This window comes from Streptomyces sp. NBC_01410, assembly GCF_045040195.1.
Classification (GTDB): domain Bacteria; phylum Actinomycetota; class Actinomycetes; order Streptomycetales; family Streptomycetaceae; genus Streptomyces.
The window spans coordinates 6,655,980-6,671,352 of sequence record NZ_CP109530.1 but is presented as its reverse complement, the minus strand read 5'-3'; the positions used below and the strand labels follow the sequence as shown (position 1 = coordinate 6,671,352).

The 15,373-nt window shown below is 70.0% G+C and carries 18 protein-coding genes; 14 read left to right on the top strand and 4 right to left on the bottom strand.

Annotation, left to right across the window (positions count from 1 at the left end):
• The first annotated feature begins 4 nt into the window (after positions 1 to 4).
• The 14 genes from OG741_RS30615 (at position 5) to OG741_RS30550 (ending at position 13,357) form a co-directional block, all read left to right on the top strand.
• A complete protein-coding gene (locus OG741_RS30615; RefSeq protein WP_405603197.1) occupies positions 5 to 1,639 on the top strand; it encodes an acyl-CoA dehydrogenase family protein in 1,635 nt (544 codons plus the stop codon).
• Between the two features lie 304 nt (positions 1,640 to 1,943).
• Positions 1,944 to 3,221: a GAF domain-containing protein gene (locus tag OG741_RS30610; protein WP_405603196.1), complete on the top strand. Its 1,278-nt coding sequence runs from the start codon at positions 1,944 to 1,946 to the stop codon at positions 3,219 to 3,221.
• Positions 3,222 to 3,284: 63 nt separating this feature from the next.
• Positions 3,285 to 3,851 (top strand): GNAT family N-acetyltransferase, encoded by a 567-nt coding sequence (locus tag OG741_RS30605; protein ID WP_405603194.1) that lies wholly within the window; start codon positions 3,285 to 3,287, stop codon positions 3,849 to 3,851.
• Positions 3,852 to 3,947: 96 nt separating this feature from the next.
• Complete coding sequence (locus OG741_RS30600) at positions 3,948 to 4,031, top strand: putative leader peptide (protein WP_313904670.1); 84 nt, start codon at positions 3,948 to 3,950, stop codon at positions 4,029 to 4,031.
• A 116-nt stretch (positions 4,032 to 4,147) separates the two neighbouring features.
• Positions 4,148 to 5,845, top strand: coding sequence for a nitrite/sulfite reductase (locus OG741_RS30595; RefSeq protein WP_405603193.1), 1,698 nt, complete (start codon positions 4,148 to 4,150; stop codon positions 5,843 to 5,845).
• The gene (locus OG741_RS30590; RefSeq protein WP_361912163.1) at positions 5,842 to 6,021 is read left to right on the top strand and encodes a hypothetical protein; all 180 of its coding nucleotides are present in this window, start codon (positions 5,842 to 5,844) and stop codon (positions 6,019 to 6,021) included. Before OG741_RS30595 ends, OG741_RS30590 begins: the two co-directional genes overlap by 4 nt.
• Positions 6,018 to 6,716 carry a phosphoadenylyl-sulfate reductase gene (locus OG741_RS30585; protein ID WP_405603192.1) on the top strand — a complete coding sequence of 233 codons (699 nt, stop codon included), beginning with the start codon at positions 6,018 to 6,020 and terminating at the stop codon, positions 6,714 to 6,716. The genes OG741_RS30590 and OG741_RS30585 overlap by 4 nt, the downstream gene beginning before the upstream one ends.
• Positions 6,698 to 7,270 carry an adenylyl-sulfate kinase gene (cysC, locus tag OG741_RS30580; RefSeq protein WP_405603191.1) on the top strand — a complete coding sequence of 191 codons (573 nt, stop codon included), beginning with the start codon at positions 6,698 to 6,700 and terminating at the stop codon, positions 7,268 to 7,270. Before OG741_RS30585 ends, cysC begins: the two co-directional genes overlap by 19 nt.
• Positions 7,267 to 8,217, top strand: coding sequence for a sulfate adenylyltransferase subunit CysD (gene cysD / locus OG741_RS30575; RefSeq protein WP_405603190.1), 951 nt, complete (start codon positions 7,267 to 7,269; stop codon positions 8,215 to 8,217). The genes cysC and cysD overlap by 4 nt, the downstream gene beginning before the upstream one ends.
• Before the next feature lie 2 nt (positions 8,218 to 8,219).
• Positions 8,220 to 9,563 (top strand): sulfate adenylyltransferase subunit 1, encoded by a 1,344-nt coding sequence (locus OG741_RS30570; protein WP_405603188.1) that lies wholly within the window; start codon positions 8,220 to 8,222, stop codon positions 9,561 to 9,563.
• 218 nt (positions 9,564 to 9,781) lie between these two features.
• On the top strand, positions 9,782 to 10,891 hold the full coding sequence (locus OG741_RS30565) for an aliphatic sulfonate ABC transporter substrate-binding protein (RefSeq protein WP_405603186.1): 1,110 nt from the start codon (positions 9,782 to 9,784) through the stop codon (positions 10,889 to 10,891).
• Positions 10,892 to 10,939: 48 nt separating this feature from the next.
• The gene (locus OG741_RS30560) at positions 10,940 to 11,728 is read left to right on the top strand and encodes an ABC transporter ATP-binding protein (RefSeq protein ID WP_405603185.1); all 789 of its coding nucleotides are present in this window, start codon (positions 10,940 to 10,942) and stop codon (positions 11,726 to 11,728) included.
• Entirely contained in the window at positions 11,715 to 12,605 is an 891-nt protein-coding gene (locus OG741_RS30555; RefSeq protein WP_266482357.1) for an ABC transporter permease, read from the top strand. The genes OG741_RS30560 and OG741_RS30555 overlap by 14 nt, the downstream gene beginning before the upstream one ends.
• Positions 12,606 to 12,613: 8 nt before the next feature.
• Positions 12,614 to 13,357, top strand: coding sequence for a sirohydrochlorin chelatase (locus OG741_RS30550; RefSeq protein WP_405603184.1), 744 nt, complete (start codon positions 12,614 to 12,616; stop codon positions 13,355 to 13,357).
• 19 nt (positions 13,358 to 13,376) lie between these two features.
• Here OG741_RS30550 and OG741_RS30545 read toward each other — a convergent pair whose 3' ends face one another.
• From OG741_RS30545 to OG741_RS30530, 4 genes are all read right to left on the bottom strand, one after another.
• Positions 13,377 to 13,613, bottom strand: a complete 237-nt coding sequence (locus tag OG741_RS30545; RefSeq protein ID WP_405603183.1) for a hypothetical protein — start codon at positions 13,611 to 13,613, stop codon at positions 13,377 to 13,379.
• Complete coding sequence (locus tag OG741_RS30540; protein ID WP_405603182.1) at positions 13,600 to 13,851, bottom strand: DUF6400 family protein; 252 nt, start codon at positions 13,849 to 13,851, stop codon at positions 13,600 to 13,602. The genes OG741_RS30545 and OG741_RS30540 overlap by 14 nt, the downstream gene beginning before the upstream one ends.
• A gap of 245 nt (positions 13,852 to 14,096) precedes the next feature.
• Positions 14,097 to 14,669 carry a TIGR03086 family metal-binding protein gene (locus tag OG741_RS30535; RefSeq protein WP_405603181.1) on the bottom strand — a complete coding sequence of 191 codons (573 nt, stop codon included), beginning with the start codon at positions 14,667 to 14,669 and terminating at the stop codon, positions 14,097 to 14,099.
• Positions 14,670 to 14,743: 74 nt separating this feature from the next.
• Positions 14,744 to 15,373, bottom strand: a complete 630-nt coding sequence (locus tag OG741_RS30530; protein ID WP_405603180.1) for a DsbA family protein — start codon at positions 15,371 to 15,373, stop codon at positions 14,744 to 14,746.

Sequence of the window (15,373 nt, the reverse complement as noted above, 5' to 3'; positions counted from 1 at the left end):
CGGCATGGCACCCAGCACCCACACAGTGACCAACCAGGCTCCGCCCCTGGTGGGGTACGACGTCTACACGTCCGACCAGGCCCTCACGGAGGGCGTGGAGCGGCATGTCGCTCCCGAACTCCTCGACGGTGTAAGGGAGGACCTTTCGCTCCTCGGGCGCACCGCAGGCTCCGCCCAGGCCCAGGAATGGGGGGTGCAGGCCAACGAGAATCCGCCAAAACTGCGGACGCACGACCGGTACGGGAACCGGATCGACGAGGTCGACTTCCATCCGGCCTGGCACCGGCTGCTGGGCAAGGCCGTCTCGTCCGGGCTGACCAATGCCTGGGGCCGGCCGGCCGGGCATGTGCGCCGGGCGGCCGGGTTCCTGGTGTGGACGCAGGCCGAGGCCGGGCACGGCTGCCCGGTGTCGATGACACACGCCTCGGTGCCCGCGCTGCGGACGGACCCGGCGCTGGCCGCCGAGTGGGAGCCGCGCCTGACGTCCGAGGTGTACGAGCAGGGGCTGAGGCCCGCCTCGGTGAAGGCGGGGTCCCTGTTCGGGATGGGGATGACGGAGAAGCAGGGCGGCAGCGACGTCAGGGCCAATACGACCCGGGCCGAGCCGATCGCCGGCGACGGGGAGTACCTGCTCACCGGTCACAAGTGGTTCTGCTCCGCTCCGATGTGTGACGGTTTTCTGGTACTCGCCCAGGCAGCCGGTGGTCTGACCTGCTTCCTGGTGCCGCGGGTCCTTGAGGACGGGACCCGGAACGTGTTCCGGATCCAGCGGCTCAAGGACAAGCTGGGCAACAAGTCCAACGCGTCGAGCGAGGTCGAGTTCGAGGGCACCTGGGCGCGCCGGGTCGGCGAGGAGGGCCGCGGGGTGCGCACCATCATCGAGATGGTGGCGGCGACCCGGCTGGACTGTGTCGTGGGATCGGCCGCGCTGATCCGGCAGTCCGTGGCGCAGGCGATCCACCACAGCGCCTATCGCAGCGCGTTCGGCGGGCTGTTGATCGACAAGCCGCTGATGCGCAACGTACTGGCCGATCTGGCGCTGGAGTCGGAGGCGGCCACGACGCTGGCGCTGCGGCTCGCCGCCGCGTACGACGCCGATACGGAGGAGGAGCGGGCCTTCCTGCGGCTCGCGGTGCCCGCCGCCAAGTACTGGGTGACCAAGCGCTGCACGCCGACCGTGGCCGAGGCCCTGGAGTGTCTGGGCGGCAACGGCTATGTCGAGGAGTCGGGGCTGCCGCGGCTGCTGCGCGAGTCGCCGCTGAACTCGATCTGGGAGGGCTCGGGCAACGTACAGGCGCTGGACGTGCTGCGCGCGATCCAGAGGGAGCCGCAGGCGCTGAACGCCTTCCTCCAGGAGGTCGGAAAGGCTCGGGGCGCCGATCACCGGCTCGATGCGGCGATCAAGGATCTGCTGAGTGAACTGGCCGATCTGGACGGCATCGAGGCACGGGCGCGCAGGCTGGTGGAGCGGATGGCGCTGGTGCTTCAGGGGTCGCTGCTGGTGCGCTGGGCGCCGCCGGAGGTGGCGGACGCGTTCTGCGCCTCACGGCTGGGCGGGGACTGGGGCACCGCCTTCGGCACGCTGCCGCACACGCTCGATCTGGCGTCGGTCGTGGAGCGGGCGCGAGCCGTGGTGTGACAGGCAGCTGGGGCGTGCCAGGCGTCGCAGGGGAGGAGCGACTTCCCAAACACGCCCCAGGGCTGTCGGGGTGGTGCTGCGCCGACACGGCACCACCCCGCGCTCCGTCATGCGCCCGCTGTGCGGTGCACGACCACCGGCGAACCGGTGCACCGTCACTTTCGTACAAGTGCACGCCCGTTCGCGAGGGTTGCAAAGGGTTGCAGCCTTGTCCGCCGTATCGCCACGGAGGCCCGCCCGCGAGGGGCAGGATTGAGCCAGGCTGCCCCCACGCTCGGACGCTGGCGTCGCCCAGGAGGACCCAGTGCACAACACACCGCTCGACCTGGCCAGGCTCTCCGGCATGGACACCGGGGAAGCCACCCGGCTGCTGAAGGGGGTACGGGACGCCGCGCTCAGCGGGCGCCGGTCCCGGGTCGCCCCGCGGGCCGACATCGAGGAGTCGTGGCAGCGGATGCTGCGCCGCGGTGTGGATCCCGACCGGGACCGCAGGGCCGGGCTGCTCCCGATGGAGGAGATCGAACGCCGTCGGCAGGCATCCCCGCTGCGGGAGGTGCTGCCCGTCCTGCGGGACGGTCTCGTCTCGATCGCGGAGGCCGGGCAGCACATCATGGTCGTCGCGGACCCCGAGGGGCGGGTGCTGTGGCGCGAGGGCAAGTCGTCGGTGCTGCGCAAGGGCGACGCGCACGGCTTCGTCCTGGGCGCCGACTGGAACGAGAGCCTCGTCGGCACCAACGGCGTCGGCACTCCCCTGGTCTCCCGGCGGCCCGTCCAGGTGCACTCCGCCGAGCACTTCGTCTCGACCCACGACACCTGGACCTGTGCGGGCGCTCCGGTCACCGATCCGCGCGACGGCAGGCTGATCGGGGTGGTCGACGTCAGCGGACCGCTTGCCACGATGCATCCGGCGACCCTCAAGCTGGTCACCACAGTGACCCGGCTCGCGGAGGCGGAGCTGCGCAACGCGCACTTCGCGGCGCTGGACCGGCTGCGAACGGTGGCGTCGCCACTGCTCGCGCGGCTGACGGGCCGTGCGCTGGCCGTGGATGTGAACGGCTGGCCCGCCGCGGTCACCGGGATGCAGCCGCCCGGCCGGCTGCCGCTGCCGAAGTCCCTCGGCAGCCGCGTCTGGCTGCCCTCGCTGGGCATGTGCTCGGTCGAACCGCTGCCCGGCGGCTGGCTGGTGCGGCCGGAAGAGCGGTCCACCGCTGCGCCGACCCGGGTGGTTCTGGATCTCAGCCTGCCCCGGCGGCCTTTTGTGACCGTCTCGGGCGAGGCGGGCAGCTGGGCCAAGGAGCTCAGCCCGCGCCATGCCGAGCTGCTGTATGTCCTGGCGCTGTATCGCGACGGGCGCAGCGCGGCGCAGCTGGCGCAGGACATCTTCGAGGACCCGACGCGGACGGTGACGGTACGGGCCGAGATGTCGCGGCTGCGGCGGCATCTGGCACAGGTGCTGGCGCACCGCCCGTACCGCTTCGCAGAGGATGTCGAGGTGGAGCTGGTCGGGCCGCCGGAGCCGGCCGAGCTGCTGCCGCACTCGACGGCCCCGGCGGTGCGCCGTGCGCGCCGCGGGGAGCGGTGACCGCGCGCGCACGCTCCGGCACCGCCTTTGGCCAGTTCACGGTGGCGTGATTTTCTGGCGCACATGAGCATCACTGTGACCACGTGGTCCCTGGAACAGACCTCGCCCGCGGATCTTCGCCCGCCCCCCGCGCCCGAAGGAGATCTGCGGATCGTCCGCGCCGAGGTGCCCTCGCCCGAGTTCAGCCGCTTCCTGTACTCGGCCGTCGGCGGTGACATCCACTGGAACGACCGGCTCGGCATGACGTACGCGCAGTGGGAGGAACTGCTGGCGCGGCCGGGCACCGAGACCTGGGTGGCGTACGAGAAGGGCACCCCGGCCGGTTATGTGGAGCTCGAGGCGCAGGACGGGGGCTCCGTCGAGATCGTCTACTTCGGCCTGGTCCCGGCCTTCCGCGGCCGCCGCATAGGCGGCCATCTGCTCAGTTATGGAGTCGCGAGGGCCTGGGACCTGGCGGAGCGATGGCCGGGTCTCCCGCCGACGAAGCGGGTCTGGCTGCACACCTGCTCCAAGGACGGCCCGCATGCGATGGACAACTATCTGCGGCGGGGCTTCACTCTGTTCGACACGAAGGTCGAGCAGGAGCCCGAGACGGCCACGCCCGGCCCCTGGCCCGGTGCGCACGGCTGAGTGACGGGCGCCACACCGTCTCGTGATGCGGGACGGTCTTGTCCACATTCTGGATAATGGTGGACTGCCCTTGGACCGCCATGACACGCTTCCGTCATGTCTGGAACTGGAATTGCCTTGGTGAGTCGGCGGCACGTCGACCTCGGCCGCATGTCCAGCGCCATCTGTCCGGCCTGCTGAAAGAACAGCACAGCCGAGTCTCCCGCATTCTTCTCAATCCCCCTGCGCACCGTCGCGCCTCCGCGCGAGTGTGCAGCTCAGAGCCGCCCTCCTGCAGTCTCGAAGGACATACCGCCATGGCCGCCACCCCCGAAAAGCCCGCCACCGCCACGCCCCGCCGCAAGGCCGGACGCCACCGCGGCGAGGGCCAGTGGGCTGTTGGCCACATGACGCCGCTGAACGCCAACGAGCAGACCAAGAAGGACGACGACGGTCTCAATGTGCGGACACGCATTGAGACGATCTACGCCCACCGCGGCTTCGACTCGATCGACGGCGCCGACCTGCGCGGACGGATGCGCTGGTGGGGGCTCTACACCCAGCGCAAGCCCGGGATCGACGGCGGCAAGACCGCGATCCTGGAGCCGGAGGAGCTGGACGACAAGTACTTCATGCTGCGCGTCCGTATCGACGGCGGGCGGCTGACCACCGATCAGCTGCGGGTCATCGGCGAGATCTCGCAGGAGTTCGCGCGCGGCACGGCCGACCTCACCGACCGGCAGAACGTCCAGTACCACTGGATTCGCATCGAGGACGTCCCGGAGATCTGGCGGCGTCTCGAAGAGGTCGGCCTGTCGACCACCGAGGCCTGCGGTGACACTCCCCGCGTCGTCCTCGGCTCGCCCGTCGCCGGTATCGCCGAGGACGAGATCATCGACGGCAGCCCTGCCGTCGACGAGATCTACCGCCGGATCGTGGGCAACCCCGCCTTCTCCAACCTGCCGCGCAAGTTCAAGTCGGCGATCTCCGGATCGCCGCTGCTGGACGTCGCGCACGAGATCAACGACATCGCCTTCGTCGGCGTGAACCACCCGGAGCACGGCCCCGGCTTCGACCTGTGGGTCGGCGGCGGTCTCTCCACCAACCCCAAGATCGGTGTCCGGCTGGGCGCCTGGGTCCCCCTCGACGAGGTGCCCGATGTCTACGAGGGCGTCATCTCGATCTTCCGCGACTACGGCTACCGCCGGCTGCGCACCCGCGCCCGGCTGAAGTTCCTGGTCGCCGACTGGGGCGCCGAGAAGTTCCGCCAGGTCCTCGAGGACGAGTACCTGCAGCGCGAGCTGGTGGACGGGCCCGCCCCCGAGCAGCCCGTGCAGCAGTGGCGCGACCACGTCGGCGTGCACCGGCAGCAGGACGGACGCTTCTACGTCGGGTTCGCGCCGCGCGTCGGACGGGTGGACGGCGCCACGCTCACGAAGATCGCCGAACTGGCCGCCGATCACGGCTCGGGCCGGCTGCGTACCACCGTCGAGCAGAAGATGATCGTGCTCGATGTCGAGGAGGCGCAGGTCGAGTCGCTCGTGTCCGGTCTGGAGGCGCTGGACCTGCGGGTCAACCCCTCGCCGTTTAGGCGGGGCACGATGGCCTGCACCGGTATCGAGTTCTGCAAGCTGGCAATCGTCGAGACGAAGGCGCGCGGCGCCTCGCTGATCGACGAACTCGAGCGCCGCATCCCCGAGTTCGACCAGCCGATCACCATCAACATCAACGGCTGCCCCAACGCCTGCGCCCGTATCCAGGTCGCGGACATCGGTCTCAAGGGCCAGCTGGTCCTGGACGACGAGGGCAATCAGGTCGAGGGCTTCCAGGTGCACCTGGGCGGCGCGCTCGGCCTGGAGGCCGGGTTCGGCCGCAAGGTCCGTGGCCTGAAGGTCACATCGGCCGAGCTGCCCGACTACGTCGAGCGGGTGCTCAAGCGCTTCCAGGCGGAGCGCGAGGACGACGAGCGCTTCGCCGTCTGGGCGGCCCGCGCGTCCGAGGAGGCTCTCTCATGAGCGAGCGTGCCGCGCCCTTCTACTGCCCCTACTGCGGCGACGAGGACCTGCGTCCCAGCGAGCAGGGCCACGGCGCCTGGGAATGCGGGGCCTGCAATCGAGCCTTCCAGTTGAAGTTCCTCGGGCTGCTGACCCGCGGACTTCAGCGCAATGACGGTGGAGGGAACGAGATATGACGACCACTCAGGACACGAGCCTGAAGGAACTCGCCGAGCGGGCCGGGCGGGAGCTGGAAGACGCCTCCGCCCTGGAGATCCTGAAGTGGGCGGCCGAGACCTTCGGCCCGCGCTTCTGCGTCACCTCCTCGATGGAGGACGCGGTGGTCGCCCATCTCGCCTCCCGTGCCCTCCCCGGCGTCGATGTCGTCTTCCTCGACACCGGCTACCACTTCCCCGAGACCATCGGGACCCGCGACGCGGTCGAGGCCGTGATGGACGTCAACCTCATCACGCTCACGCCCCGTCAGTCGGTGGCCGAGCAGGACGCCGAGTACGGCCCGAAGCTGCACGACCGCGACCCCGACCTGTGCTGCGCCCTGCGCAAGGTCAAGCCCCTCGAAGAGGGACTGACCGCGTACGAGGCGTGGGCGACTGGCCTGCGCCGCGACGAGTCCCCGACCCGGGCGAACACACCGGTCGTCGGCTGGGACGAGAAGCGGCAGAAGGTCAAGATCTCGCCGATCGCCCGCTGGACGCAGGACGACGTGGACGCCTACGTCGCCGAGCACGGCGTGCTCACCAACCCGCTGCTGATGGACGGTTACGCCTCGGTGGGCTGCGCACCCTGCACTCGCCGGGTGCTGGAGGGCGAGGACGCCCGGGCCGGCCGCTGGGCCGGGCGGGGCAAGACCGAATGCGGGCTGCACGGATGACGATTCTGGGAGACAAGCACGTGACTGGGGCCACCATCTGGCTCACCGGGCTGCCGAGCGCGGGCAAGACCACCATCGCCTACGAGCTGGCGGAGCGGCTGCGCGCCGAGGGCCACCGGACCGAGGTGCTCGACGGCGACGAGATCCGCGAGTTCCTTTCCGCGGGCCTCGGCTTCAGCCGCGAGGACCGGCACACCAACGTCCAGCGGATCGGCTTCGTCGCCGAACTGCTGGCGTCCAACGGCGTCAAGGCGCTGGTGCCGGTGATCGCTCCGTACGAGGACAGCCGCGAGGCCGTCCGCAAGCGCCACGCCGCCGAGGGCACCGAGTACGTCGAGGTGCATGTCGCGACTCCGGTGGAGGTCTGCTCCGTACGCGATGTGAAGGGCCTCTACGCCAAGCAGGCCGCCGGCGAGATCAGCGGTCTGACCGGCGTCGACGACCCGTACGAGGAGCCGCAGAGCCCGGATCTGCGGATCGAGTCGCACCAGCAGACCGTGCAGGAGTCCGCGGCGGCGCTTCACGCGCTGCTCACTGAGAGGGGTCTGGCATGAGAGCCGTCGCTGCGTTGAACGAGGCCGCAGACAATTCCGGGGGCTCCAGCCCGTACGCACTGTCGCACCTGGACGCGCTGGAGTCCGAGGCGGTGCACATCTTCCGCGAGGTGGCGGGAGAGTTCGAGCGGCCGGTGATTCTCTTCTCCGGCGGCAAGGACTCCATCGTCATGCTGCATCTGGCGCTGAAGGCCTTCGCCCCGGCGGCGATCCCCTTCTCGCTGCTGCACGTGGACACCGGACACAACTTCCCCGAGGTGCTGGAGTACCGCGACCGCGCGGTGGCGCAGCACAGTCTCCGGCTGCACGTGGCGTCCGTGCAGGAGTACATCGACGCCGGGAAGTTGCGCGAGCGTCCCGACGGGACGCGCAATCCGCTGCAGACGGTGCCGCTGACCGAGGCGATTCAGCAGCACCGTTTCGACGCGGTGTTCGGCGGCGGCCGGCGCGACGAGGAGAAGGCGCGCGCCAAGGAGCGGGTGTTCAGCCTGCGGGACGAGTTCTCGCAGTGGGACCCGCGCCGCCAGCGGCCCGAGCTGTGGCAGCTCTACAACGGCCGCCACGCGCCCGGCGAGCATGTCCGGGTGTTCCCGCTGTCCAACTGGACGGAGTTGGACGTCTGGCAGTACATCGAGCGCGAGAAGATCGAGCTGCCCGAGATCTACTTCGCGCACGAGCGTGAGGTCTTCGCCCGGGGCGGCATGTGGCTGACCGCCGGCGAGTGGGGCGGCCCCAAGGAGTCGGAGAGCGTCCAGACGCGGCTGATCCGCTACCGCACCGTCGGCGACATGTCCTGCACCGGCGCCGTCGACTCCGACGCCACCACGCTCGACGCCGTGATCGCCGAGATCGCCGCATCCCGGCTCACCGAGCGGGGCGCCACCCGCGCCGACGACAAGATGTCCGAGGCCGCGATGGAAGACCGCAAGCGCGAAGGGTACTTCTAGCCATGAGCACCACCACGACCGATCAGCTCGCCGGGATCTCGGCCACCACCCTGCTGCGCTTCGCCACCGCCGGCTCCGTCGACGACGGCAAGTCCACCCTCGTCGGGCGGCTGCTGCACGACTCCAAGTCGGTGCTCACCGACCAGCTGGAGGCCGTCGAGCACGCCTCCCGCTCTCGCGGCCAGGAGACACCGGACCTGGCGCTGCTCACGGACGGTCTGCGGGCCGAGCGTGAGCAGGGCATCACCATCGACGTCGCCTACCGCTACTTCGCCACCGCGCGCAGGCGGTTCATCCTCGCCGACACCCCGGGCCATGTGCAGTACACCCGGAACATGGTCACCGGCGCGTCCACGGCCGAGCTGGCCGTGGTGCTGGTCGACGCCCGCAACGGCGTGGTCGAGCAGACCCGCCGCCATGCCGCCGTCGCCGCCCTGCTGCGCGTCCCGCATGTCGTCCTCGCCGTGAACAAGATGGACCTCGTCGACTACGCCGAGCCCGTCTTCGCCGCGATCGCCGAGGAGTTCACCGCCTACGCCGCGTCCCTGGGCGTCCCCGAGATCACCGCGATCCCGATCTCGGCGCTCGCCGGCGACAATGTCGTGGAGCCCAGCGCCAACATGGACTGGTACGGCGGACCGACCGTCCTGGAGCACCTGGAGACGGTCCCGGTCAGCCACGATCTGACCGGCTGCCACGCCCGGCTTCCCGTGCAGTACGTGATCCGTCCGCAGACCGCCGAGCACCCCGACTACCGGGGATACGCGGGCCAGATCGCGGCCGGTACGTTCCGCGTCGGCGAGCAGGTCACGGTGCTGCCGGCGGGCCGTACGTCGAAGATCGCCGGGATCGATCTGCTGGGCGAGTCGGTGGACATCGCCTGGACCCCGCAGTCCGTCACCCTCCTGCTGGAGGACGACATCGACATCTCGCGCGGCGACCTCATCGTGCCGAGCGGGGACGCGCCCGCGACCACCCAGGACGTCGAGGCGACGGTCTGCCATGTCGCGGACCAGCCGCTCACCGTCGGCCAGCGGGTGCTGCTCAAGCACACCACCCGCACGGTCAAGGCGATCGTCAAGGAGATCCCCTCCCGGCTCACCCTCGACGACCTGTCCCAGCACCCGAACCCCGGGCATCTGGTCGCCAACGACATCGGCCTCGTCAAGGTCCGCACGGCCGAGCCGCTCGCGCTCGACTCGTACGCCGACTCCCGCCGCACCGGCTCGTTCCTGCTGATCGACCCCGCGGACGGCACCACGCTGGCGGCCGGCATGGCGGGCGACTCCTTCGCCACGACCGCCGAGGCCGTGCACGTGGCCGACGACGAGGGCTGGGACTTCTGATGACGACCGACTTCTACGGCACGTTCGCGAAGGAGGGCGGCCGCGTCGGCAGCGGCACCCTCGGCGCGGGCACGGGCGGGGTGGCGCGATGTGCGCGATGACGTACGCGCACTGCCTGCGCGCCCGCACCCCCCGCACCCCGCACCGCCGAAGACCGCCGACTCCCCGGCCGCGTCCGATGTGACGTAAGAACCGGGCCTCCGAGAGGAAACCCTCCCGTGCCTGCCACCCGTACGACCCTGCGCCGCAGCATCGCGGCCGCCGCCGCTCTGCCGCTGCTCGCTGTGGCACTCACCGCCTGCGGCTACGGTTCCGAGGCGAAGAAGGACGACAAGGTCGCTCCCGCCGCCAAGGGCGAGAAGCTTTCCGCCGACACCGTCAAGGTCGGCTACTTCCAGAACCTCACGCACGCCACGGCGCTGGTCGGCGACCAGGAGGGTCTGATCCAGAAGGAGCTGGGCGGCACCACGCTCAAGTCGACCACCTTCAACGCCGGTCCCTCCGAGATCGAGGCGCTCAACGCGGGCTCCATCGACATCGGCTTCATCGGCCCCTCGCCGTCCATCAACGGCTACACCAAGTCCAAGGGCAAGAACCTGCGCATCATCGGCGGCTCGGCCTCCGGCGGTGTGAAGCTGGTCGTCAACCCGGACAAGATCAAGACCCTGGACGACGTCAAGGGCAAGAAGATCGCCACGCCTCAGCTCGGCAACACCCAGGACGTCGCGTTCCTGAACTGGATAGCCGAGAAGGGCTGGAAGGTCGACGCCCAGAGCGGCAAGGGTGACGTCTCCGTCGTCCGTACGGAGAACAAGGTGGCCCCCGACGCCTACAAGTCCGGTTCCATCGACGGCGCCTGGGTGCCGGAGCCGACGGCGTCCAAGCTGGTCAGCGAGGGTGCCAAGGTGCTGCTCGACGAGTCGACGCTGTGGCCCGACAAGAAGTTCGTGATCACGAACATCATCGTGTCGCAGAAGTTCCTCAAGGATCACCCGGACGTCGTCGAGGCGGTGCTGCGCGGTTCGGTGAAGACCAACGCGTGGATCAACGCCAACCCGGACAAGGCGAAGGCGTCCGCGAACGCCAAGCTCAAGGAGCTCACCGGCAAGGCGCTGGCGCCCGAGGTGATCGACCCGGCGTGGAAGTCGATCCAGTTCACCGACGACCCGCTGGCCGCCACGCTGCAGACCGAGGCGGACCACGCGGTGAAGGCGGGGCTGCTGGAGGAGCCCGACCTGGCCGGCATCTACGACCTGACGCTGCTCAACAAGGTCCTCAAGGCCGAGGGCAAGCCCGAGGTCGCCGACGCCTCGCTCGGCGTCAAGTAAGCCCGCAGGCAACCCCGCATCCGACCGATTTCCCAGGAGGTGACGACCATGGCCACAGCGATCGCCAAGGCCGAGGACCGCGTGACGGTCGAGCACGCCGCCCGTCTCGACCATGTCTCGAAGTCCTTCGCCGGACCGTCCGGGCAGCAGCTCGTCCTGGACGACATCACCCTCGATGTCGCTCCGGGCGAGTTCGTCACCCTCCTGGGAGCCTCCGGGTGCGGAAAGTCGACACTGCTCAACCTGGTGGCAGGGCTCGACCGTCCGACCGCGGGGTCCATCGCGACCCCCGGCGGGCGGCCCGCCCTGATGTTCCAGGAGCACGCCCTGTTCCCGTGGCTGACCGCGGGCAAGAACATCGAACTGGCGCTGCGGCTGCGCGGTGTGCCCAAGGCCGAGCGGCGCGCCGAGGCGCAGCGGCTGCTGGAGCTCGTACGGCTCCAGGGCGCGTACGGCAAGCGGGTGCACGAGCTCTCCGGCGGTATGCGGCAGCGCGTCGCCATGGCCCGGGCCCTGGCTCAGGACAGCCAACTGCTGCTGATGGACGAGCCGTTCGCGGCGCTGGACGCCATCACCCGGGACGTCCTGCACGACGAGCTGACCCGTATCTGGCGCGAGACGAACGTCTCGGTCCTCTTCGTCACGCACAACGTCCGCGAGGCGGTGCGGCTGGCCCAGCGTGTGATCCTGCTGTCCTCCCGCCCGGGCCGGATCGCCCGCGAGTGGACCGTGGACATCGAGCAGCCGCGCCGGATCGAGGACGCCGCCGTGGCGGAACTGTCCGTCGAGATCACCGAAGAACTGCGTGGGGAGATCCGCCGTCATGGCCAGCACTGAGACCAAGGCCGTCGGCAAGACCGACGATCTGGCCGGACTCGAAGCCGGACTCGACGCACTCGACGCGGTGCAGGTACGCCGTACGCCCGTGCGCGAGGTGCTGGTCAAGAAGATCCTGCCGCCGCTGACCGCCGTCGCTCTGGTCCTCGTCGTCTGGCAGGTCCTGGTGGCGACCAAGGTCACCGACGAGGGAAGCCTGCCCGCACCGTCCGCGGTGTGGGACAGCGTGTCCGACATGTGGCTCCAGGGCACACTGCTCGAGGTCGTCTGGACCAGCGTCTCGCGCGGTCTGCTCGGCTTCCTGCTGGCGCTCGCCATCGGTACGCCGCTGGGGCTGCTGGTCGCCCGGGTGAAGTTCGTCCGGGCCGCGATCGGTCCGATCCTGTCGGGTCTGCAGTCCCTGCCGTCCGTGGCCTGGGTGCCGCCGGCCGTCATCTGGCTCGGGCTGAACAACTCGATGATGTACGCGGTGATCCTGCTGGGCGCCGTGCCCTCGATCGCCAACGGCCTGGTGTCGGGCGTCGACCAGGTGTCGCCGCTCTATCTGCGGGCCGGCCGCACCCTTGGCGCGACCGGGCTCAAGGGCACTTGGCACATCGTGATGCCTGCGGCACTGCCCGGCTATCTCGCGGGCCTGAAGCAGGGCTGGGCCTTCTCCTGGCGCTCGCTGATGGCGGCGGAGATCATCGCCTCCTCCCCCGATCTCGGCCTGGGACTCGGGCAGTTGCTCGAGAACGGCCGCAACAACTCCGACATGCCGGGCGTCTTCCTCGCCATCCTGCTCATCCTGATCGTCGGTATCGCCATCGACCTGCTGATCTTCAGCCCGCTGGAGCGGTGGGTGCTGCGCAGCCGCGGACTCCTCGTCAAGAACTGAGCCACCTCATGCCACGGCCCGTCCTCCTCGTCATCGCCCACGGCAGCCGCGATCCGCGGCACGCCGCGACCGTGCATGCCCTGGTGGAGCGTGCCCGGTCGCTGCGGCCGGGGCTGCGCGTGGAGACGGGCTTCCTGGACTTCAACGCGCCGTCCGTACCGAGGGTGCTGGAGCGTCTCGCGGCCGAGGGCGCATCGGACGTGGTGGCGCTGCCGCTGCTGCTGACCCGCGCCTTCCACGCGAAGGCCGACATCCCCGCCGTACTGCGCAAGGCCCCGCCACGCCTGGGCATCCACCAGGCCGATGTTCTCGGCCCGTCCCCCCTGCTGCTGTCCGCCCTCGAACGGCGGCTGTACGAGGCCGGGCTCGACGCGTCCCACAAGCGCTCGACGGGCCTGGTACTGGCCTCGGCGGGCTCCACAGACCCGGAGGCGATCGCAGTGATCGCAGATGTAGCGCGGGAGCTGCGGCACACCGGTTGGTGCGCCGTGCGGCCTGCGTTCGCCTCCGCATCTCTTCCCCGTACCGAGGACGCGGTGCGGGCGCTGCGCGACGAGGGCTGCGAGCGCGTGGCGGTGGCGCCGTATGTCATCGCCCCGGGGCGCCTCCCGGACCGCATCGCCGCGGGTGCGCGGGAGGCGGACGTGCTCGCCGACGTCCTGGGTCCGGCCCCGGAGCTGGCGGAGCTGCTTTTCCGGCGTTACGAGCAGGCGCGGACGCCTGCCCGCGCTGCGCTCGCCTTTACGGGGTGATCACGCCGACGTACGAGCGCTACGGCGGGCACGCACCGCGCGATCCGGCGCCGAAACCGGTCTCATGGGCCCACAGATGGGCGCAGTTGGAGCACTGCAGATGGAGCAGGCTCCCCTTGTTGGACAGCAGATAGCGCCAGTGGTCGCTGCAGGTGCGCCCCGCCAGGCAGACGGCGCAGTCCCGGTGGTCGGCGCATCCCGGGCACGGCACCCAGGCCCGGCGCCCGGCATCGGCCGTCGGATCAAGCGGCAGCATGGCCCTCGCCCTCCCGTCCCGGAAGGACCCCGGCCGACACGAGCCGGTCGTAGGTCTCCTGCTGCTGCGGGTCCAGGTTCGAGTACAGCAGGCGGTACGCCTCCTGCTCACCCTCCAGCACGGCCACCGGGTCCCAGTCGTCTCCGACGGCCTCGAGCACCGCGGCGCGCCGCCTGGCCTCGTCGACGGTCAGGTCGATCTCGAACTCATGGTGATCCGGAGTCTGGTCGTGGATCATGCGGTGCTTCTCTCGCCGGGTCGGTGGCCGAACCCGTCGTGTCTATCAAGGGCCTTCGAACCGAGGAAGCGTCAGCTCAAAGGGGCCGTCACCGCACGAAACGGACCGTCGACCCACTGAAGTCACTTCCTTCTCATAACGGGACATAAGGCGCCATGCGACTTCCGTCGTGTGAGGGACTGCACACGATGCTCCGTCCGCCGGCCCGTCCGCCCGTCCGGCGCGACGGCAGGCGCGGCCACCTTTCAGGCCCGCGGGTCGCGCCCGCTCGTCGCCAGCGCCCGCTCGAAGGCGGAGGCATCGTCCCCCACGCGGACAGGATCGGCGAAGCCGTCGTACTGGCGGTAGACCTCGGCGTGCTCCTCGACCACCCCGAGCACGAACTGGCCCGTCTCGTCCGGGACTTCGAATTCCTGGCCGATGGAGCGAGCCAGGTCCCAGCCGTGGACGGCGAGCTCCTTGACGAGGAGCGAGGCGATCTCGGGGGCGGGCATCGTCATGAAGCCGAGGTCCACATCGCCCTCCCAGACCGCCGGATCGGACCAGGCGGCGAGGGCACGCTCCAGCTGGGCCGCGTACTGCACGGCCCAGTCGTCGGACGCCGTGAAGTCGCGCTTGGTGAGCTCCTCGGGGAGCTGCTTGCGCAGGGCGCGGTGCTCCAGGCCGTGGGAGGTGTACAGAACGAGGTGGTTGACGAGCTCCCGGACCTCCCAGTCCTCGCAGACGGACGGGGCCGACAGCTGCTCGGCGGTGACCAGGCGGGCGACGCGGGCGGCTTCGGCGGCACAGGTGGTGAGGTGCGTGTGGATGCTGTTCATGCCCGCGAAGCTATTCCCGCCGCTTCCGGCCGGTCTTGAAGGAACGCGACACCTGAAGGAACGCGGCACCGCCGTCAGTCGAAGTTCAGGCTCCCGGTGCGGGTGCGCTTCAGCTCGAAGAAGTCCGGGTACCCCGCGATCACCCGGAAGCTGTCGAAGAGCCGGGCTGCCTCCTCGCCGCGCGGGATGGAGTTGAGGACGGGCCCGAACCAGACCGTGCCGTCGACATGGATGGTGGGCGTGCCGACATAGGCCTCGACGGCGGGGTCCCTGCCCGCGTCATGGCTGCGGCGTACGGCATCGTCGTACGTCTCGTCGTACACGGCGTCGGCGAGCGTCGCAGGCAGGCCGAGCTCGGCCAGCGACTCGGCGACGACCTTGTCGAAGTCCTTGCTGTCCTGCTCGTGGATACGGGTGCCGTAGGCGGTGTAGAGCGCGCGCAGTATTCCGTCACCGTGCTGCTCGGCCGCGGCTACCGCGACCCGTACCGGGCCGATCGACTTGTCGACCAACTCGCGGTACCACTGGGGCAGTTCATTGCCCTGGTTGTGGAGATACAGACTCATCGGCCGGAAGCGCAGCTCGATGTCCCGTTCCTTCTCCACCTCGAGGATCCACCGGGAGGTGATCCAGGCGAAGGGGCAGGCAGGGTCGAACCAGAAGTCGACGACGGTCTTTGTTGCCTCGGTGCTCGTGGCGTTCAT